Source organism: Streptomyces sp. NPDC046859, from assembly GCF_040645135.1.
In the GTDB taxonomy this organism is placed as follows: domain Bacteria; phylum Actinomycetota; class Actinomycetes; order Streptomycetales; family Streptomycetaceae; genus Streptomyces.
Genome location: NZ_JBEYXR010000004.1, coordinates 305,599 through 324,839, shown reverse-complemented (window position 1 = coordinate 324,839; position 19,241 = coordinate 305,599). Strand labels below are relative to the sequence as shown.

Sequence of the window (19,241 nt, the reverse complement as noted above, 5' to 3'; positions counted from 1 at the left end):
TGACCTGCACTTCTGGAATAAGGGCGGTGTAAATACGGCTTATGCCCGAAAAGTGCGTGTCGTACATCGAGTCCCCTTCGGCCTGGATAGTTTGCGGCCACCGCATCACACCTGAAGAGGACTGGGGCTGGGCATGACCGGCGATCCGATGGCCGAACCGCGAGACGTCGACGCACACGAAGGGGACCCGCCCGTCAGGGAGGGTGGGGCGGGTGTGGTCGAGGGGCTTTTCCCCCACCGCGATCCACGCCCGCCACGACCTCGACTACGATGATTCGTCCGTCCCCAGGGCCATGGAGGTGGCCCCGACCGCGACCAGGGACGCTGCTGCCGGGTGGGGATCCCCCCACGGCCTCGGGACCACGGGGCGGCAGGGGGCAGCAGTCACAGAGCCATACCCGCCCGGCGCCGGCCGGAGATCACTGCTCGCGCAGGGGGATCGACACGTACGACGGGTCGTCCGCCGGTGAGGAGAAGGTCAGCCGCGCGCCGGACGGGTTGTGCTCGATGTAGAGCGGGTCGACCGTGTCGACCACCAGGGCCAGCCGGTGCCCGGCCGGGACGTCCCAGGCCGTGGAGTACAGCTCCAGGTCCAGGCCGAACGGCTGCCCGGGCGTGCGCCCGTGGAAGGTGTACGGCGCGTTGCTGACCAGCTTGCCGAGGCCGAGCGGGCCCACGTCGTACAGATAGGCGACGAGGGTGCCGCTCTCCTCGGTGGGGGTGACGGTGGTGTGCAGCTTCGCCGTTCCGCGGATGTGCTGCGCGGTGGGGTACTTGCCGGACTGCCACACGGCCGCCCAGCGCCGGGGGAGGAGCGGGATCGAGGCCATCGGGGGCAGGTGGGCCACCTGGTCGAGGATGCTGGAGAGGAACACGACGCCGGCGTCCGCTCCGGAGTCCACGTTCGCCCGGATCGTGGCCGAGTCGCCGAGGGAGAGCTTGCGTTCGGTGGCGGCGACGGACTTCCAGTCCGGGTAGCTCTCGTAGCCGCCGGTGGAACGGGGCTTGAGCTGGACGGGCGGTTCGCGGTCGATGCCGTTGTCCTCGCCCCGCAGATGCCGGTCGAACCAGCGCTCGGTGTCCTTCCAGACGTCGTTGGGCACGCCGAGCAGTCCCGTGATCTCCGGGGTGGCGTGGTCGCCGGGGCGCATCTCCAGGCGCTTGGGGCCCGTCAGCTTCTCGTAGAAGTCCGCGACCTGGTTGGGCGGGAAGACGGTGTCGCCCCAGGCGTTGGCCAGCATGACCGCGGCGCCGCTGTCGTTGAGCTGGTCGACGTAGGTCGCGGCCGAACGTCTCTTCCCCCAGTTGATCAGCTCCTGTTCCCGCGACAGGTCGGAGGTGAAGAAGTCGTGCCAGATCCCCTTCAGTTCCGCGCTCTGGCGTCCGGTGACGCGGCCCGCGCCGTCCAGCAGGGCGCCGGCCTGCACGTGCTGGGTGCGGCCGGAGTAGATCGAGCCGATGAGATCGGCCCAGCCGCTGAGCGCGGCGACCGCCCGGACCCGCTTGTCGTGCGCGGCGGCGAGCAGGCTGATCCCGGCGCCGTACGACACGCCCGCCATGCCGATGTGCCGCGGATCGGCGGGGGTGTTGGCCAGGGCCCAGTCGATGACCTTGGAGGCGTCCGCCAGGTCCGGTGGCCCGGCGACCTCCACCTCGCCGCCGGACTGCCAGAAGCCGCGCACGTTGTAACTGACCACGACATACCCCGAGTCGGCGAGTTTCTGCGCCTGGGCGAAGTACTGGACCTGGGGCAGGCCCCAGCTCGTGGGCAGGACGAGCAGCGGGTGGCGGGCGCCTGCGTGGGCGCCGGAGGGCGTGACGACGTTGGCCTTCAGGGTGATGCCGCCGTCGCCGGTGATGTCCACGAAGCGGACGCCGTTCGGGGCCGCCTGGGCCGCCGGGGCGGACCCGAGGACGCCACCGGCGACGAGGGTCGCGGCGACGATGCCCACGGTGGTCGTGCGCGCGGCATGACGTTGGATTCCCACGGGTCACTCCTCACTCGGCTCCCTGCAAAGTGACCCGACGGTAACCGCAGTCCCTTACCGTAAGTAACCCGTCGGTAAGTTACGTGCCAGTAACGATTAGTGGAATGTGATGTACCTCAAGAGGCGCGGTGGCTACTGCGCGCGGGCGCGGGCAACGCCGTCTGCGCCGCCCGCGTGACGTCCGCGACCAGCTCCACCACGTCCGGCCCGTACGCCTGCGAGTTGACCACCTTCAGCAGCAGCACGAACGAGCCGGTGCCGTGTTTGCGGGACAGCCGCTCGTGGTTGCGGGCGAGATAGCGCGTGGCCGCCTGGTTGGTGATGGCGGTCTGGCCGCAGAACAGGAAGACGGGCCGCGGCCCTTGGCTCTGGCCGACGGTGAGCCGGGCGAGCAGCGCGTACTCCTCCTTGCCGACCTCCACCGGGTAGCGCTCGGAGCCGATCTGGAACGACCCCCGCTCCGGGCCGGGTTCGGAATCCGTGTTCACCCGCACACCTGGCAGCAGCGAGGCCAGATGCGCGGCCATACGGCGGTTGGACGCGGGCCCGCCCACGCAGAACTCGGTGCGCTCGCCGAAGCCCTGGCGTGCCGCGTCGTGCGGGATGATCTGCGCGTGGGCGTTGCAGTCCTTGATCAGGGCGGCGAGTTCGAGCAGGGCGAACACGTCGTAGCGCATCACCGTCAGCTCGGGCCCGCCCGCCCCGCGGTTGACCACAAGCAGTGATTCCGCGTTGTCGGGCAACCCGAAGAACGCCTGCTTGCGGCGCAGCCTGCGCTTCCACAGATAGGTGCGGGCCAGCCAGCCGAGCGCGGCGCTGAGACCGGCCGCGACCACGCCCAGGACGATGTTGCGCACGTCGTCATTCATGGGCGCGCATGCTAGCGGCCCGACGCTCCTGGTACGTACCGGTGTTCGACACGTGGCGTTCGCGTGGCAGTCGGCCGAGGGGGTCTGTCGGGACCCCCGGGATGCGGTTACGCTGCGCGGACGGTCCTGACTGGAGGTGCGGATGCGTCGCCCTGTCGCGCGGAAACTGTCGGTCCTGGCGGTCTCGGCCGCCGTGCTCTCGGTGGGGGCGGCGGCGCCGCCCGGCCCCGGGGGCGCACGGCCCGTGGAGAAGGTCCCGGTGGCCGCCGGCTACGGCGGAGCGGTGGCCAGCGTCGATGCCGACGCGACCGCCGCCGGCATCGAGATCCTGCGCGGGGGCGGCAACGCGGTCGACGCCGCCGTCGCCACCGCCGCCGCGCTCGGCGTCACCGAGCCCTACTCGGCCGGCGTCGGCGGAGGCGGCTACTTCGTCTACTACGACGCGAAGTCCCGTTCGGTGCGCACCCTCGACGGCCGGGAGACCGCACCGCTCAGCGCCGACTCCCGGCTGTTCGTGGAGAACGGCTCCGCGATCCCCTTCGCCGAGGCCGTCACCAGCGGACTCAGCGTCGGCACCCCCGGCACGGCCGCCACCTGGCGCGAGGCCCTGGACGCCTGGGGCAGCAAACGCCTCGGCACGGTGCTGAAGCCGGCCGAGCGGCTGGCCCGCGACGGCTTCACCGTCGACGAGACCTTCCGTTCGCAGACCGCGGCCAACGAGACGAGGTTCCGCTACTTCCCGGACACCGCGAAGCTGTTCCTGCCGGGCGGCCGCCTGCCCGTCGTCGGCTCCACCTTCAAGAACCCCGACCTGGCCCGCACCTACGCCGAGCTGGCCCGCAAGGGCGTGGGGGAGCTGTACCGCGGCGACCTCGCGCAGGACATCGTACGGACGGTCGACAAGCCGCCCGTGGACCCCGGTTCCGGCTGGAACGCCCGGCCCGGCGACCTCACCGCCAAGGACCTCGCGACCTACCGCGTCCGGGCGCAGGCGCCGACCAGGACCACCTACCGCGGTCTCGGCGTCTACTCCATGGCGCCGTCCTCCTCCGGCGGCACGACCGTCGGGGAGGCCCTCAACATCCTGGAGCGGACCGACCTCTCGCGTGCGAGCGACGTCCGGTACCTGCACCGCTACATCGAGGCGAGCCGCATCGCCTTCGCGGACCGCGGCCGCTGGGTCGGCGACCCCGCCTTCGAGGACGTACCGACGAAGGAGCTGCTGTCGCAGCGGTACGCCGACACGCGGGCCTGCCTCATCAAGGACGACGCGGTGCTCACCAGCCCCGTCGCGCCCGGAGACCCCCGCCACCCGGCCGCCTGCGACGCGCGCGGCACGGCCGCCCCCACCACCTACGAGGGCGACAGCACCACCCACCTCACGGTGGCCGACAAGTGGGGCAACGTCGTGTCCTACACGCTCACCATCGAGCAGACCGGCGGCAGCGGCATCACGGTGCCCCGCCGTGGCTTCCTGCTCAACAACGAGCTGACCGACTTCTCCTTCACCCCGGCCGCCCCCGCCGTGCACGACCCCAATCTGCCGGGCCCGGGCAAGCGGCCGCGGTCGTCGATGTCCCCGACGATCGTCCTGGACCGGCACGGCAAGCCCGTCGTGGCGCTCGGCTCGCCCGGCGGCGCCACCATCATCACCACCGTGCTGCAGACGCTCACCGGCTTCCTCGACCGCGGGCTGCCGCTCGTCGACGCGATCGCCGCGCCCCGCGCCAGCCAGCGCAACGCGGCCACCACCGAACTCGAACCAGGCCTGTACGACAGTCCGTCGCGCTCGCGCCTGGAGGCCATCGGGCACGGCTTCCGGCTCAACCCGGAGATCGGCGCGGCCACCGGTGTGCAGCGGCTGCCGGACGGCCGGTGGCTGGCCGCCGCCGAGAAGGTCCGGCGCGGCGGCGGCTCCGCGATGGTGGTGCGCCCGGCGGGCTGACGCCGGGCGCGACGCTCACAACTCGGGGGCGGGCGGCAGCTCTTCCGTGCGGAAGACCAGCTGCCCGTCCGCCACGTCGACGGTGACCCGGCCGCCCTCGCCGATCCGGCCGTCGAGCAGCAGCCGGGAGAGTTCGTTGTCGACCTCCCGCTGGATGACGCGGCGCAGTGGGCGGGCGCCGTACTCGGGCTGGTAGCCGCGCTCGGACAGCCACTCCACGGCCGCGTCGGTGAAGTCGACGGTGACGCCCTGGGCACGCAGCATCCGGCGGGTCTTGTCCAGCATCAGGTTGGTGATGCTCTTCAGCTGATCGGTGGTCAGCTGCCGGAAGACGACGATCTCGTCGATCCGGTTGAGGAACTCGGGCCGGAAATGCTGGCGCAGCGGGCGCAGGATGCGCTCGGTGCGGGCCTCCTCGTCGGCCTGCCCGTCGCCCGGGCCGAAGCCGATCCCGGTGCCTCCCTTGCTGATCGCCTCCGAGCCGAGGTTGCTGGTCATCACGATGACCGCGTTGGTGAAGTCCACCGTGCGGCCCTGCGAGTCGGTGAGCCGGCCGTCGTCCAGCACCTGGAGCAGGACGTTGAAGACGTCCGGGTGGGCCTTCTCGATCTCGTCGAGCAGCAGCAGCGAGTACGGGTGCCGCCGCACCACCTCGGTGAGCTGGCCGGCCTCCTCGTGCCCGACGTATCCGGGCGGGGCGCCGATCAGCCGGCTGACGGTGTGCCGTTCCTGGTACTCGCTCATGTCGAGGCGGACCATGCGGTCCTCGCTGCCGAACAGCGCCTCGGCGAGCGCCCGGGCCAGCTCGGTCTTGCCGACGCCGGTCGGGCCGAGGAACAGGAAGCTGCCGATCGGCCGGTCCGGGCTCGCGAGGCCGGCCCGTGAGCGCAGCACCGCGTCGGAGACCACACGCACCGCCTCGTCCTGGCCGACCACCCGCTTGTGCAGATGCTCCTCCAGGCCGAGCAGCCGGTCCTTCTCCTCCTCGGTGAGGGCGCTCACCGGGATGCCGGTCTGCCGGGAGACCACCTCGGCGATGTCCTCCGTGGTGACCATCAGGTGCATGCCCTCGTCGATCTCGACGTCACCGCCGGCGTCCTCGATGCGCTGCTTCAACTCGACGATGCGGTCCCGCAGTTGGGTCGCCTGCTCGTACTGCTCGTCGGCGACGGCCTGGTCCTTGTCGCGGGTCAGCTGCTCGACCTCGCGCTCCATGGTCCGCACGCCCGTGCCCTTGGTGCGGGAGCGCAGCCGCACCCGGGCGCCCGCCTGGTCGATCAGGTCGATGGCCTTGTCGGGCAGGCGGCGGTCGGTGAGATAGCGGTCGGACAGCTCCACGGCGGCGACGAGCGCCTCGTCGCTGTAGCGGACCTGGTGGTGGGCCTCGTAGCGGTCGCGCAGGCCGCGCAGGATCTCGATGGCGTCCGCGATGGACGGCTCGGGGACCAGGATCGGCTGGAAGCGGCGGGAGAGCGCGGCGTCCTTCTCGATCCTGCGGTACTCCTCCAGCGTCGTCGCGCCGACGACGTGCAGCTCGCCGCGGGCCAGCGCCGGCTTGAGGATGTTCCCGGCGTCCAAGGCGCCGCCCTCGCCGCCGCCACCCGCGCCGACGACGGTGTGCAACTCGTCGATGAACACGATGAGCCGGTCGGAGTTGGCCCGGATCTCGTCCACGATGGTGGTGAGCCGCTCCTCGAAGTCGCCCCGGTAGCGGGTGCCCGCGACGACCGCGGTCAGGTCCAGCGCGATGACCCGGCGGTCGCTGAGGATGTCCGGAACGTCCCCGTCGGTGATCCGCTGGGCCAGACCCTCCACGATCGCGGTCTTGCCGACGCCGGCGTCGCCGATGAGCACCGGGTTGTTCTTGCCTCGCCGGGAGAGCACCTCCACGGTCTGCTCGATCTCCTCCTCGCGGCCGATCACCGGGTCGATACGGCCTTCCCGGGCGAGGTCGGTCAGATCGCGGCCGTACTTGTCGAGGGTGGGCGTGCCGGTGTCGACGCGTGGCCGCTGGTCGGTGCCGGGCCGGGGCTGCGCCGCCTCCGAAGCGTCGAGGGACCCGCCGGTGGGGGCGAAGCGGGCCGCGTTGAGGATGTGCCCGGCCGCCGAGTCCGGGTTCGCGGCGAGGGCGCCGAGCACGTGCTCCGGGCCGATGTATCCGGCGCCGCGCGCCCTGGCCAGGTCGTGTGCGTCGAGCAGCGCCCGCTTGGCGGCCGGGGTGAGGGAGAGCGACGTGGGCGGCGGGGACTCGCCCGGCGGGTGCTGGACGGGTCCCGAGCGCGCGTCGATCTCCGTGGCGAGGGAGTCGGGGTCCGCGCCCGCCCGGCTGAGCAGGCTCCGGGTCGGCTCGGCGGCCAGGGCGGCCCGCAGCAGGTGCTGGGTGTCCAGGTCCCTGCTGCCGTGCTCGGCCGCGTACTGGGCGGCCCCCCTCACCAGCTCCCGGGCGGGCTGGCTGAGCAGCCGTCCGATGTCGACCTGGTGGGGGCCGGGGCGAGGTCCGCCGTAGAAGCGGGCGAGGAATTCTCCGAAGGGGTCGTAGTCGTCGTCCGGACCACTGTAGCCACTGGTCATGGGCGTTCCCATCCGGCGTCCCTGCGCGGGCAGGGTCGCCCTCGCTGATCGACTGCCGGAGTCGCGTAACCTCGACGAGCGCCGGTTACACCTGGCCGCGTTCGTAGAACACCTTCGCACGATCGATGGGATGAGGCACCTCCAGGCAGTGCGGTGGAGGCGCCGCCGTGAAGGGACCGAGGTCAGCGTGCCGTGAGGATGCGCGGGCCGTCGGCGGTGATCGCGACGGTGTGCTCCACATGGGCGGCGCGGGACCCGTCGTTCGTCCGCAGGGTCCATCCGTCCGCGGCCGCGTGGTAGTCGTCGCGGCCGCTCGCGGTGACCATCGGTTCGATGGCCAGGACCAGGCCGTGCCGGAGCGGCATGCCCCGGCCCGGCCGGCCCTCGTTCGGCACGGACGGGTCCTCGTGCATCCGGCGGCCGATGCCGTGCCCGCCGAAGCCGTCCGGGACGCCGTACCCCGCGGACCGGCACACCGAGCCGATCGCGTGTGCGATGTCGCCGATGCGGTGGCCGACGACGGCCGCGTCGATACCCGCCGCCAGGGCCCGCTCCGCCGTCTCGATCAGCCGGACGTCGGCGGGGCGCGGGGTGCCGACGACGAAGCTGACCGCCGAGTCGCCGGCCCAGCCGCCCAACTGGGCGCCGCAGTCGATGGAGACCAGGTCCCCGTCTTGCAGCCGGTAGCCGTCCGGGATGCCGTGCACGATCGCGTCGTTGACCGAGGCGCAGATGACGGCGGGGAAGGGCACGGGCGCGAAGGAGGGGCGGTATCCGAGGAAGGGCGACGTCGCGCCCGCCTCCCGGAGCACCCCGCGTGCCACCTCGTCCAGTTCCAGCAGGGACACGCCCACGTCGGCGGCCTCGCGTACCGCGGTGAGCGCCCGGCCCACCACCTGTCCCGTCACCCGCATCGCGTCGATCGCCGTGTCCGTCTTCAGCTCCACCATGCCAATTACTATACCGGTATTTGAATGGGGTGCCGATGCGGGGCGGTATTAGAATGGGCGCCATGGTGCGCACCCCTCTCACCCCCGAAGAGCGCGAACGCGGCGAGCGGCTCGGCCGGTTGCTCCGCGAGGCCCGCGGCGACCGCAGCATGCCGGCGGTCGCGGCGAGCGCCGGTGTCTCGGCCGAGACGCTGCGGAAGATCGAGACGGGACGCGCCCCCACCCCCGCCTTCTTCACGGTGGCGGCGCTGGCGGCCGCCCTCGGGCTGTCCATGGACGACCTGGTCGGCCGGTGCGCGCCCGAGGGCGGCGCCGAGGCCGCGGCCTGACGCCCGTCACCTTCCGGAAGGACGAGCGCACTCTGAGCCCCGCTGGAAAACCCCCCGTAGCGCGTTCGTAACACGGCTGGTGTTGCCTGACGGACCGGAGTGTTCCGGTCTGACGGGGGTTGGGCGATGTCGGTGGAACAACTCCCGGCCGAGGCGCGGGAGTTCGCTAAATGTCTGGACGGCCTTCTGGCGCGCCTCGACCAGGGCGGCGGCTGGTGCGGGGTGTTCTGGGAACGGGACCCGGAAGGCATGCGCGCCTGCCTGGACGGGCGTGAGGTGCCGCCCTGGGACGTGGTGGAGTCCCTGCTGGGCGACCTCGCCGCCCGGTACGGCGCGGACAACGCGGCCCCCTACGCCGAGCAGGCCGGCGCGCTGCACGCCGCCGCCGTCGCCGCCCACGACGCCCGGCCCGGCGGACGCGACGCCCTCGGTGACCGTCTCGACGTCATGCTCCGCGAACAGCGGTACGCCGCCGAACGCCGCACGGCCCTCGAGCACGCCCTCACCTCCGCGACGACCCGCGCCGAGGCCGACGCGCTGCGCCTCGACCTCGCCTGGGCCCGCGACGACCACGCACGCGCGAGCGCCCGCTGCGAGGAGCTGCGCCGCCGCATGGCGGCCCTCGACCACCGCGACCTGCCCCCGCGCGGGCATATCCCGGAAGCGGAGCCGGACGGGTCGGCCTTACGGCCCGAGGCCGGACGGCACCGCGACGAGCGGCCCGGGAGCGGGCGCTCCGCCGACCGCGCCCCGGCCGTCCCCGAGCAGCGCAGGCGCCGCCGCGGCGGGGCCCGGTTCGCCGGAGCCGCCGAGGAGGACACCGGCCCCGTCGCCGTACCGCCGGCCGTCGAGGACCCGCTGCCCGCGCCGGCCGTCACCGGGCGCGGATCACCACGCGGCGCCCGGTTCGCCGGCGTCGCCGAGGAGACGCCCGAGGCCGTGCCCCGGCCGCCCGCCGAGGAACTGGGAGCGGCCGACCGCGAGGAGGTCCTCGCCACGGTCGAGGCGTTGCGGCGGCTGCGTGGCGCCGGACGAAGCGGCGAGGCGCACGCCCTGCTCGTGGAGATGTCGTACTGGCCCGCCGCCCGCTTCCCGCTGCTCGCCACCGAGATGCGGCACGCCGGGCTCGCCGCCGACTGGGCGACCCTGCTGTGGGAGGCCGCCTCCCTGCCCGCCGAGCGCCTGGTGGCCGCCGCCGACGTCCTCACGGCGGCCGGACACGTCGAGGACGGGGAGCGCATCCTGCGGGAGGGCGTGGTGCGGCCCGCGCCGGAGATAGGGCGGGCCGTGACGGGCCTGGCCGACGAGGGACGGCACCGGGAGGTGCGGGCGCTGCTCGACGCGTACGTCCGCGTCCGGACCCCGGAGGAGGCCGCCCGCAGCGCCGCCGCCGGCCCCGGGACGCTGGTGCCGCTCCTGCTGGACGCGGCCCGGGGCGTCTCCGACGAGCGGTACTGGGACCTGGTCCACGCCCTGCGGGTCGCGGGCTTCACCGCCTGACGGGCGGGCCGGAACCGCGTCTGCCAGGTCCCTCCCACCGGCCCCATCCGTCACCCTCAGGGGTGTGAAACGAGATGGAGTCAGCGGGTTAACGACGATGGTCTTGGCAAGGCTGTTCCAGGGGCTTACTTTCGAGCCTCTACGGCCCCCTCTACGGGCGTAGAGGCTCTGACGTCCCGTCGAAGGAGCAGCTCATGGCCAACGTCGTTCGTGCCGCTCTGGTCCAGGCCACCTGGACCGGTGACACCGAGTCCATGGTGGCGAAACACGAGGAGCACGCCCGGGAGGCGGCCCGGCAGGGCGCGAAGATCATCGGCTTCCAGGAGGTCTTCAACGCCCCGTACTTCTGCCAGGTCCAGGAGCCGGAGCACTACGCCTGGGCCGAGCCGGTCCCCGACGGGCCGACCGTGCAGCGGATGCGGGACCTCGCCCGCGAGACCGGCATGGTGATCGTCGTGCCCGTCTTCGAGGTCGAGCAGTCGGGCTTCTACTACAACACCGCGGCCGTGATCGACGCCGACGGCACCTTCCTCGGCAAGTACCGCAAGCACCACATCCCGCAGGTCAAGGGCTTCTGGGAGAAGTACTACTTCAAGCCCGGCAACCTCGGCTGGCCGGTCTTCGACACCGCCGTCGGCAAGGTCGGCGTCTACATCTGCTACGACCGGCACTTCCCGGAGGGCTGGCGCCAACTCGGCCTGAACGGCGCCCAGCTGGTCTACAACCCCTCCGCCACCCACCGGGGTCTGTCCTCCCACCTCTGGCGTCTGGAGCAGCCCGCGGCGGCCGTCGCCAACGAGTACTTCGTCGCCGCGATCAACCGTGTCGGCGTCGAGGAGTACGGCGACAACGACTTCTACGGGACGTCGTACTTCGTCGACCCGCGCGGACAGTTCGTCGGCGAGGTCGCCGACGACAAGGCCGAGGAACTCCTCGTCCGCGACCTCGACTTCGACGTCATCGAGGAGGTGCGGCAGCAGTGGGCGTTCTACCGCGACCGCCGCCCCGACGCCTACGAAGGGCTGGTGCAGCCGTGACCAAGGACCTGCTGGGACGCCACCACGCCGTCCTGCCCGACTGGCTCGCCCTCTACTACGAGGAGCCGCTGGAGATCACCCACGGCGAGGGCCGCCGTGTCTGGGACGCCGAGGGCAACCGCTACCTCGACTTCTTCGGCGGGATCCTCACCACGATGACCGCGCACGCCCTGCCCGAGGTCACCAAGGCGATCAGTGAGCAGGCCGGCCGCATCCTGCACTCCTCCACCCTCTACCTCAACCGGCCGATGGTGGAACTCGCGGAGCGGATCGCCGAGTTGAGCGGCATCCCGGACGCCCGCGTCTTCTTCACCACCTCGGGCACCGAGGCCAACGACACCGCGCTGCTGCTCGCGACCACCTACCGGCGCAGCAACACCGTCCTGGCGATGCGCAACAGCTACCACGGCCGCTCCTTCAGCGCCGTCGGCGTCACCGGCAATCGCGGCTGGTCACCCACCTCGCTCTCCCCGCTGCAGACGCTCTACGTGCACGGCGGCGTGCGCACCCGCGGCCCGTTCGCGCACCTCGACGACCAGGAGTTCATCGCCGCCTGCGTCGCCGACCTCAAGGACGTCCTCGGCCACACCCGCCCGCCGGCCGCGCTGATCGCCGAACCCGTCCAGGGCGTCGGCGGCTTCACCTCCGGCCCCGACGGCCTGTACGCCGCCTTCCGCGAGGTGCTCGCCGAGCGCGGCGTCCTCTGGATCGCGGACGAGGTGCAGACCGGCTGGGGCCGCACCGGCGACCACTTCTGGGGCTGGCAGGCGCACGCCCGCTCCGGCCCGCCGGACATCCTGACCTTCGCCAAGGGCATCGGCAACGGCATGTCCATCGGCGGGGTCGTCGCCCGCGCCGACGTCATGAACTGCCTGGACGCCAACAGCATCTCCACCTTCGGCGGCACCCAGATCACCATGGCGGCCGGCCTCGCCAACCTGGCGTACCTCCTGGAGCACGACCTGCAGGGCAACGCCCGGCGGGTCGGCGGACTGCTGCGGGAGCGGCTGCGGGCCGTCGCCGCCCAGGTGCCCCACGTACGGGAGGTCCGCGGGCGCGGCCTGATGCTGGGCATCGAGCTCACCCGGCCCGGGACCGAGGAGGCCGACCCGGCGGCCGCGTCCGCCGTGCTGGAGGAGGCCCGCGCCGGCGGTCTGCTCATCGGCAAGGGCGGCGGCCACGACACCAGCGCCCTGCGCATCGCCCCACCGCTGACCCTCACCGTGGCCGAGGCCGAGGAGGGCGCCGCGATCCTGGAGAGCGCCCTGCGGAGCCTGTAACGGGCACCGTCCGGACCCATGAGCGAGGGAACACCGCCATGACCACCACCCCGGAGCCCTGGGAACCCCTCCAGCCCGCCCTGTCGGTCCGTCAGGTCCTCACCCTGGAGAGGGTGCTGGCCGGCGAGCCCGAGGTGGTGGCCGCGGCCGGCCAGCTCGACCGGCCGGTGCGCTGGGTGCACGTCGCCGAGGCCCCGGACGTCGGTGTGATGCTCAGCGGCGGCGAGATGGTGCTGACCACCGGGGTGCTGCTCGCCGGGGACGAGGAGAAGCAGGCCGAGTACGTCCGCTCGCTGCACCGGGCGGAGGCCGCCGCCCTCGTCCTGGGCCTCGGCCGCGCCTTCCCCGCCCCGCCCGACGTGATGCGCCGGGCCGCCGAGCGGTGCGGGCTGCCCATGGTCGTCCTGCACCGGCCCTTCCCGTTCGCGGAGCTGACCGAGGAGGTCCAGTCCCGGCTGGTGCGGCGCAAGTTCGCCGCCGTCAGCCTCTCGGAGTCGGTGCGGACCGCGCTGACCGCGCTCATCACCGGCGGCGCCCCGCTGCAGAGCCTGCTCGACGAGGTCGCCTCCCACAGCGCCTGCCCCGTCGTCGTCACCAACCTCGCCCACCGCGTCCTCGCCACCGCGGGGGAGCGGTCCGCCGTGGACGACGTGCTGCGCGACTGGGAGCGCATCGCCCGCCAGGCCGGGGGCAGCGAGGGCGACGGCTGGATCCGCGCCGAACTCGGCGGACGCGGCGAACGCTGGGGCCGGCTCGTGCTGTGCGGGTATCGCGGCGACACCGCCACCGGCCGGCTCCTCGCCGACCGCGCCGCCGAGGCGGTCGTCCTGCACCGGATGCTCGGCGGCCCCGCCGCGCACAGCTGGGAGGAGCAGTCCGCCCAGCGCCTGCTCACCGACCTGGTCAGCGGGGTCGTCCCGGCCCGTCAGCTGCTGCCGCGCGCCCGGGCGGCCGGACTGCCCGTCAACCGGCGGACGTTCGTGCCGCTCGTCGTGCGCGACGGCGAGGCCGCCCGGCTGGAGCGGGTGCTGCGCCTGCTGGGCCTGTCCGGGATCGTCGCCGAACTCGCGGACGGGGCCACCGCCGTGCTGCTCAGCCTCGCCCGGGACCAGGACGCCGGTGTGCTCGCCGCCAACTTCGCGGCCCGGGTGCGCTCGGAGGCGGGGGACGAGCGGACCGTGGTGGCCGCCGCCGACGCCCGGACCGGGTGGGACGAGGTGCCCACCGGACTGCGCGAGGCCCAGCACGTGGCGGACGCCGTCGCCGACTCCTCCGCGCCCCTCGACCTCCCCGCCGTGGTCCGGCTGCGGGACGTGCATCTGCGCGGTCTGGTCCGGCTGCTCCGGGACGATCCGCAGGTGCAGTCGTTCGCCGAGCGCGAGCTGGACGGGCTGCTCCGCGGACCCGACGAGGACCTCCTGGCAGTCCTGCGCACCTATCTCGCCACCGGCCGCAACAAGTCCCGCACCGCCCAGCTCCACCATGTCTCGCGGCCCGCGCTGTACCGCCGCCTGGAGGCGATACAGACCCGGCTCGGGGTCGACCTCGACGACTTCGAGCAGGCCGCCTCGGTGCACATCGCACTCCTCGCGCATGACGCGCAACACGGCTGAAACATCCAATGACCTGGGAAAACGGCGGTGAAACATGGGTCCACGACAGGGTGACACCGTGGCACGCGCCACGGCCGCAGACGTGACACGGTGCCACTCAAAGCCGATCACCGGGCTTCCTACGCTCGCTGCACACCGAGCGACCCGGAGGTCCCGATGAGCCCAGTGATCCGCGCCGCCCTCTTCCAGGCCGCCTGGACCGGCGACAAGGAGTCGATGATCCAGGTGCACGAGCAGGCGGTCCGGGACGCGGCCGCCCAGGGCGCCCAAGTGCTCTGCTTCCAGGAGCTGTTCTACGGCCCGTACTTCTGCCAGGTGCAGGACAAGGCGTTCTACGAGTACGCCGAGCAGGTGCCCGAGGGCCCGATCGTCCGCCGATTCCAGGATCTCGCCCGTGAGCTGGGCATCGTCCTGATCCTGCCCGTGTACGAGGAGGAGCAGCCCGGCGTCCTCTACAACACGGCCGCCGTGATCGACGCGGACGGCTCGTACCTGGGCAAGTACCGCAAGCACCACATCCCCCAGGTGCCGGGCTTCTGGGAGAAGTTCTACTTCCGGCCGGGCAACCTGGGCTGGCCCGTCTTCGACACGGCCGTAGGCAAGGTCGGCGTCTACATCTGCTACGACCGGCACTTCCCGGAGGGCTGGCGGGCACTCGGGCTGGCCGGCGCCGAGATCGTCTTCAACCCGTCGGCGACCTCGCGCGGACTGTCCCGCTACCTCTGGCAGCTGGAGCAGCCCGCGGCGGCCGTCGCCAACGAGTACTTCGTCGGCGCGATCAACCGGGTCGGCGTCGAGGACCTGGGCGACAACGACTTCTACGGCACCACGTACTTCGTGGACCCCGAGGCGCAGTTCGTGGGCGAGGTCGCCGGCGACAAGGAGACCGAACTCGTCGTGCGCGACCTGGACCTGGCGAAACTCCGCGAGGTCCGCGACCGCTGGCAGTTCTTCCGGGACCGCCGGCCCGACGCCTACGGACCGATCACCGCCCCGTAAGACCCCAGTGCCGAGCACGGTAGGAGAGGGAGAATGAGCAGCCGTACCGTCATCCGCGGTGGTCTCGTCATCACCGCGTCCGACGAGATGCACGCCGACGTCCTGATCGAGGACGGCCGGATCGCCGCCCTCGCCGCGAGCGGCACTCCGGCCGCCGAGGGCTGGACCGCCGAGCGGACCATCGACGCCACCGGCAAGTACGTCATCCCGGGCGGCGTCGACGTCCACACCCATATGGAGCTGCCGTTCGGCGGCACCTTCGCCTCCGACACCTTCGAGACCGGCACCCGGGCCGCCGCCTGGGGCGGCACCACCACGATCGTGGACTTCGCCGTGCAGAGCGTGGGCCACACCCTGCGCGAGGGCCTGGACGCCTGGCACGCCAAGGCGGAGGGCAACTGCGCGATCGACTACGGCTTCCACATGATCGTCTCCGATGTGAACGAGGAGACGCTCAAGGAGATGGATCTGCTGGTGGAGGAGGGCGTCACCTCCTTCAAGCAGTTCATGGCCTACCCGGGGGTCTTCTACTCCGACGACGGCCAGATCCTGCGCGCCATGCAGCGCTCCGCCGACAACGGCGGGCTGATCATGATGCATGCCGAGAACGGCATCGCCATCGACGTCCTCGTCGAACAGGCGCTGGCCCGCGGCGAGACCGACCCGCGCTACCACGGCGAGGTGCGCAGGGCCCTGCTGGAGGCCGAGGCCACCCATCGCGCCATCAAGCTCGCCCAGGTCGCGGGCGCGCCGCTGTACGTCGTGCACGTCTCGGCGGCGGAGGCGGTCGCGGAGCTCGCGAGGGCGCGCGACGACGGACTGAACGTCTTCGGGGAGACCTGCCCGCAGTACCTGTTCCTGTCCACCGACAACCTGGCGGAGCCGGACTTCGAGGGGGCGAAATACGTGTGCTCGACGCCGCTGCGGCCGAAGGAGCACCAGGCGCAGCTGTGGAAGGGGCTGCGGACCAACGACCTCCAGGTCGTCTCCACCGACCACTGCCCGTTCTGCTTCGTGGGCCAGAAGGAGCTGGGACGCGGGGACTTCTCGAAGATCCCCAACGGCCTCCCGGGCGTCGAGAACCGCATGGACCTGCTGCACCAGGCCGTGGTCGACGGGCACATCTCGCGCCGCCGCTGGATCGAGATCGCCTGCGCCACACCGGCCCGGATGTTCGGCATGTACCCGAAGAAGGGCACCCTCGCGCCTGGCGCGGACGCGGACGTCGTGATCTACGACCCGCACGCCGAGCAGGTCATGTCCGCCGAGACCCACCACATGAACGTCGACTACTCGGCGTACGAGGGCCGGCGGACCACCGGCCGGGTCGAGACGGTCCTCTCACGCGGCGAGCCCGTCATCACCGAGCGGGAGTACACCGGCCGCGCCGGGCACGGTGTCTACACGCCCCGCTCCACCTGTCAGTACCTGAGCTAGGAGCGGAGCACATGGACTTTGGACTCGTCCTGCAGACGGACCCGCCGGCCTCGCGGGTCGTCGACCTGATGCGGCGCGCCGAGGACAACGGGTTCACCTACGGCTGGACCTTCGACTCGGCCGTGCTGTGGCAGGAGCCGTTCGTCATCTACAGCCAGATCCTGGCCCGGACGCGGCATCTGAAGGTCGGCCCGATGGTCACCAACCCGGGCACCCGCACCTGGGAGGTGACCGCCTCGACCTTCGCCACGCTCAACGACATGTTCGGCAACCGCACGGTGTGCGGGATCGGCCGCGGCGACTCGGCGATGCGCGTGGCCGGGCGCAAGCCCAACACGCTGGCCCGGATCAGTGACGCCATGAAGGTCATCCGGGCGCTCGGCAGCGGGCGGGAGGCCGACCTCGGCGGCGGCACGGTCGTCCGGTTCCCCTGGATCGAGCCCGACGCCGAACTCCCGGTGTGGATGGCGGCGTACGGCCCGAAGGCGCTGAAGATGACCGGTGAGGAGGCCGACGGGTTCATCCTGCAGCTGGCCGACCTCTATCTGACCGAGTACATGGTGAAGGCCGTGAAGGACGCGGCGGCCGCCGCGGGCCGCGACCCGTCCGAGGTGACGATCTGCGTCGCCGCCCCCGCCTACGTCACCGAGGACGACTCGCCCGAGGCGCTCGCCCACGCCCGTGAGCAGTGCCGCTGGTTCGGCGGGATGGTCGGCAACCACGTGGCCGACCTGGTCGCCAAGTACGGCGAGCACTCCTCGGCCGTACCCGAGGAGCTGACCGACTACATCAAGGCCCGGCAGGGGTACGACTACGCGCACCACGGCCGGGCCGACAACCCCGACACCGCCTTCGTCCCCGACGAGATCGTCGACCGGTTCTGCCTCGTCGGACCGGTCGAGAGGCACATCGAGAAGCTGAACGCGCTGCGTGAGCTCGGCGTCGACCAGTTCGCCGTCTACGACATGCACGACGCGCAGGAGGCCGTGATCGACGCGTACGGCACGTCGATCATCCCCGCCGTGAACTCCTGACCCGCACAGGCGCGTTCGCCTGACGGCTGCACCCGACCCCCCACCCCTCGTCACCCTCCCCGCCGTCCCGGGGAGGGCCCTGGGGCCCGCACGGCCTCTCCCGTCCCGCCCGATTGATTGGCCTGCCCATGACAGACACAGTCCCCACGGGGTCATCCATACCGCAGACCGCCCTCCCCGGCGGCCGCGTCGAACTCGCCCCCGAGGCGTTTCCCTCCGACAGCCCCTTCGCCAACGAGGACCTGCGCCCGGTCCCGGTCGCCGAGCGCAAGTGGACGACGTACAACTTCGCGGCGCTGTGGATCTCCATGGCGCACTGCATCCCCAGTTGGACCCTGGCCTCCGGCCTGGTCGCCCTCGGCATGGACTGGAAGCAGGCCGTCTTCACCATCGCGCTCGCCAACGTCATCGTGCTCCTGCCGATGCTGGCCACCGGGCACGCCGGACCCAAGTACGGCATCCCCTTCCCGGTGCTCGCGCGCGCCTCCTTCGGGCTGCGCGGCGCCAACATCCCGGCGATGATCCGGGCGGCCGTGGCCTGCGGCTGGTTCGGCATCCAGACCTGGATCGGCGGCAGCGGCATCTTCGCCCTCGGCTCCAAACTCACCGGCGGGCACTGGGAGAACGCCGGCAAGATCGCGGGCAACCCCTGGCCGCTGTGGCTGTGCTTCCTGCTGTTCTGGGCGGTGCAGATCGCCATCATCCACCGCGGCATGGACTTCTTGCGGCACTTCGAGAACTGGGCCGCGCCCTTCGTGATCGTCGGCGCGCTGGTCCTGCTGGTCTGGATCGCGGTCAAGGCGGACGGGTTCGGCGCCCTGCTCGACCAGCCCTCGAAGCTCGGCTGGGGCCCCGACTTCTGGCCGGTCTTCTTCCCGTCCCTGATGGGAATGATCGGCTTCTGGGCCACGCTGTCCCTGAACATCCCCGACTTCACCCGCTTCGGCTCCAGCCAGCGCGCCCAGACCTGGGGCCAGTCGCTGGGCCTGCCCACCACGATGACCCTGTTCGCCGTCCTCGCCGTCCTGGTCACCTCCGGCTCCGAGGCGGTCTACGGCGAGGCGATCTGGGACCCGGTCGCGCTGGCGGCGAAGACCGACAGCGCCTTCGGCCTGCTGTTCGCGCTGATCGTCGTCCTGATCGCCACCGTCTCGGTGAACATCGCGGCCAACGTCGTCTCCCCGGCGTACGACCTGGCGAACCTGGCTCCCAAGCTCATCAACTTCCGTACGGGCGCGCTGATCACGGGTGTCGTCGGCATCCTGATCTTCCCGTGGAAGCTGATCTCCACGCCCGAGTTCTACATCTTCACCTGGCTCGGCGTGGTCGGCGGTCTGCTCGGCACGGTCGCCGGCATCCTCATCGCCGACTACTGGATCGTGCGCCGCACGGTCCTGCACCTCGCGGACCTGTACACCCCCGGCGGACGCTACTGGTACTCCTCCGGCTGGAACTGGCGGGCCATCGCCGCCTTCCTGGTGGGCGGCGTCCTCGCGGTCGGCGGCTCGTACTCGGGGGTGGGCGCCGACGGCAGCCGGACCGGCCCCTTCCCGGCCGACGGGCTGATCCCGTTCCTCAAGCCGCTCGCCGACTACGGCTGGGCGGTGGGCCTGGCCACGTCGCTCGTGCTGTACGTGGTGCTGATGGGCGGCCGCAGGGAGCCCGCCAGGGCCTGACGGGCGCGGCGCC

14 protein-coding genes are annotated in these 19,241 nt (G+C 72.0%); 10 read left to right on the top strand and 4 right to left on the bottom strand.

Going from position 1 to position 19,241, the window contains the following annotated elements:
- Positions 1-419: 419 nt before the first annotated feature.
- Positions 420-1,988, bottom strand: a complete 1,569-nt coding sequence (locus tag ABZ899_RS07775; RefSeq protein ID WP_361342234.1) for a CocE/NonD family hydrolase — start codon at positions 1,986-1,988, stop codon at positions 420-422.
- Between the two features lie 116 nt (positions 1,989-2,104).
- Positions 2,105-2,857 carry a hypothetical protein gene (locus tag ABZ899_RS07770; protein WP_361342231.1) on the bottom strand — a complete coding sequence of 251 codons (753 nt, stop codon included), beginning with the start codon at positions 2,855-2,857 and terminating at the stop codon, positions 2,105-2,107.
- 142 nt (positions 2,858-2,999) lie between these two features.
- Here ABZ899_RS07770 and ggt point away from each other — a divergent pair, with 142 nt between their 5' ends.
- The gene (ggt, locus tag ABZ899_RS07765) at positions 3,000-4,802 is read left to right on the top strand and encodes a gamma-glutamyltransferase (RefSeq protein WP_361342228.1); all 1,803 of its coding nucleotides are present in this window, start codon (positions 3,000-3,002) and stop codon (positions 4,800-4,802) included.
- Positions 4,803-4,817: 15 nt separating this feature from the next.
- Here the strand turns inward: ggt and ABZ899_RS07760 are convergent, their stop codons facing one another.
- On the bottom strand, positions 4,818-7,373 hold the full coding sequence (locus tag ABZ899_RS07760) for an ATP-dependent Clp protease ATP-binding subunit (protein WP_361342226.1): 2,556 nt from the start codon (positions 7,371-7,373) through the stop codon (positions 4,818-4,820).
- A gap of 182 nt (positions 7,374-7,555) precedes the next feature.
- Complete coding sequence (map, locus tag ABZ899_RS07755) at positions 7,556-8,323, bottom strand: type I methionyl aminopeptidase (RefSeq protein WP_361342223.1); 768 nt, start codon at positions 8,321-8,323, stop codon at positions 7,556-7,558.
- A 62-nt stretch (positions 8,324-8,385) separates the two neighbouring features.
- Here map and ABZ899_RS07750 point away from each other — a divergent pair, with 62 nt between their 5' ends.
- The 9 genes from ABZ899_RS07750 (at position 8,386) to ABZ899_RS07710 (ending at position 19,228) form a co-directional block, all read left to right on the top strand.
- A complete protein-coding gene (locus ABZ899_RS07750) occupies positions 8,386-8,652 on the top strand; it encodes a helix-turn-helix domain-containing protein (RefSeq protein ID WP_361342221.1) in 267 nt (88 codons plus the stop codon).
- 126 nt (positions 8,653-8,778) lie between these two features.
- On the top strand, positions 8,779-10,152 hold the full coding sequence (locus ABZ899_RS07745) for a hypothetical protein (RefSeq protein ID WP_361342219.1): 1,374 nt from the start codon (positions 8,779-8,781) through the stop codon (positions 10,150-10,152).
- A 194-nt stretch (positions 10,153-10,346) separates the two neighbouring features.
- Positions 10,347-11,189 carry a nitrilase-related carbon-nitrogen hydrolase gene (locus ABZ899_RS07740; RefSeq protein ID WP_361342216.1) on the top strand — a complete coding sequence of 281 codons (843 nt, stop codon included), beginning with the start codon at positions 10,347-10,349 and terminating at the stop codon, positions 11,187-11,189.
- Entirely contained in the window at positions 11,186-12,469 is a 1,284-nt protein-coding gene (locus ABZ899_RS07735) for an aspartate aminotransferase family protein (RefSeq protein ID WP_361342213.1), read from the top strand. The genes ABZ899_RS07740 and ABZ899_RS07735 overlap by 4 nt, the downstream gene beginning before the upstream one ends.
- Before the next feature lie 38 nt (positions 12,470-12,507).
- Positions 12,508-14,082 carry a PucR family transcriptional regulator ligand-binding domain-containing protein gene (locus ABZ899_RS07730; RefSeq protein ID WP_361342211.1) on the top strand — a complete coding sequence of 525 codons (1,575 nt, stop codon included), beginning with the start codon at positions 12,508-12,510 and terminating at the stop codon, positions 14,080-14,082.
- A gap of 156 nt (positions 14,083-14,238) precedes the next feature.
- Positions 14,239-15,081, top strand: coding sequence for a nitrilase-related carbon-nitrogen hydrolase (locus ABZ899_RS07725; protein ID WP_361342208.1), 843 nt, complete (start codon positions 14,239-14,241; stop codon positions 15,079-15,081).
- Between the two features lie 33 nt (positions 15,082-15,114).
- A complete protein-coding gene (gene hydA, locus ABZ899_RS07720; protein WP_361342205.1) occupies positions 15,115-16,518 on the top strand; it encodes a dihydropyrimidinase in 1,404 nt (467 codons plus the stop codon).
- Between the two features lie 11 nt (positions 16,519-16,529).
- Positions 16,530-17,552 (top strand): TIGR03842 family LLM class F420-dependent oxidoreductase, encoded by a 1,023-nt coding sequence (locus ABZ899_RS07715; protein WP_361342203.1) that lies wholly within the window; start codon positions 16,530-16,532, stop codon positions 17,550-17,552.
- A 128-nt stretch (positions 17,553-17,680) separates the two neighbouring features.
- Complete coding sequence (locus ABZ899_RS07710; protein WP_361342200.1) at positions 17,681-19,228, top strand: NCS1 family nucleobase:cation symporter-1; 1,548 nt, start codon at positions 17,681-17,683, stop codon at positions 19,226-19,228.
- The last annotated feature ends 13 nt before the right edge of the window (positions 19,229-19,241 follow it).

What these genes read in the sequence shown, in the direction of transcription:
- ABZ899_RS07770 (WP_361342231.1), bottom strand. Translation starts at nt 2,857, where the DNA reads ATGAATGACGACGTGCGCAACATCGTCCTGGGCGTGGTCGCGGCCGGT.
- ggt (WP_361342228.1), top strand. Translation starts at nt 3,000, where the DNA reads ATGCGTCGCCCTGTCGCGCGGAAACTGTCGGTCCTGGCGGTCTCGGCC.
- ABZ899_RS07760 (WP_361342226.1), bottom strand. Translation starts at nt 7,373, where the DNA reads ATGACCAGTGGCTACAGTGGTCCGGACGACGACTACGACCCCTTCGGA.
- map (WP_361342223.1), bottom strand. Translation starts at nt 8,323, where the DNA reads ATGGTGGAGCTGAAGACGGACACGGCGATCGACGCGATGCGGGTGACG.
- ABZ899_RS07750 (WP_361342221.1), top strand. Translation starts at nt 8,386, where the DNA reads ATGGTGCGCACCCCTCTCACCCCCGAAGAGCGCGAACGCGGCGAGCGG.
- ABZ899_RS07745 (WP_361342219.1), top strand. Translation starts at nt 8,779, where the DNA reads ATGTCGGTGGAACAACTCCCGGCCGAGGCGCGGGAGTTCGCTAAATGT.
- ABZ899_RS07740 (WP_361342216.1), top strand. Translation starts at nt 10,347, where the DNA reads ATGGCCAACGTCGTTCGTGCCGCTCTGGTCCAGGCCACCTGGACCGGT.
- ABZ899_RS07730 (WP_361342211.1), top strand. Translation starts at nt 12,508, where the DNA reads ATGACCACCACCCCGGAGCCCTGGGAACCCCTCCAGCCCGCCCTGTCG.
- ABZ899_RS07725 (WP_361342208.1), top strand. Translation starts at nt 14,239, where the DNA reads ATGAGCCCAGTGATCCGCGCCGCCCTCTTCCAGGCCGCCTGGACCGGC.
- hydA (WP_361342205.1), top strand. Translation starts at nt 15,115, where the DNA reads ATGAGCAGCCGTACCGTCATCCGCGGTGGTCTCGTCATCACCGCGTCC.
- ABZ899_RS07715 (WP_361342203.1), top strand. Translation starts at nt 16,530, where the DNA reads ATGGACTTTGGACTCGTCCTGCAGACGGACCCGCCGGCCTCGCGGGTC.
- ABZ899_RS07710 (WP_361342200.1), top strand. Translation starts at nt 17,681, where the DNA reads ATGACAGACACAGTCCCCACGGGGTCATCCATACCGCAGACCGCCCTC.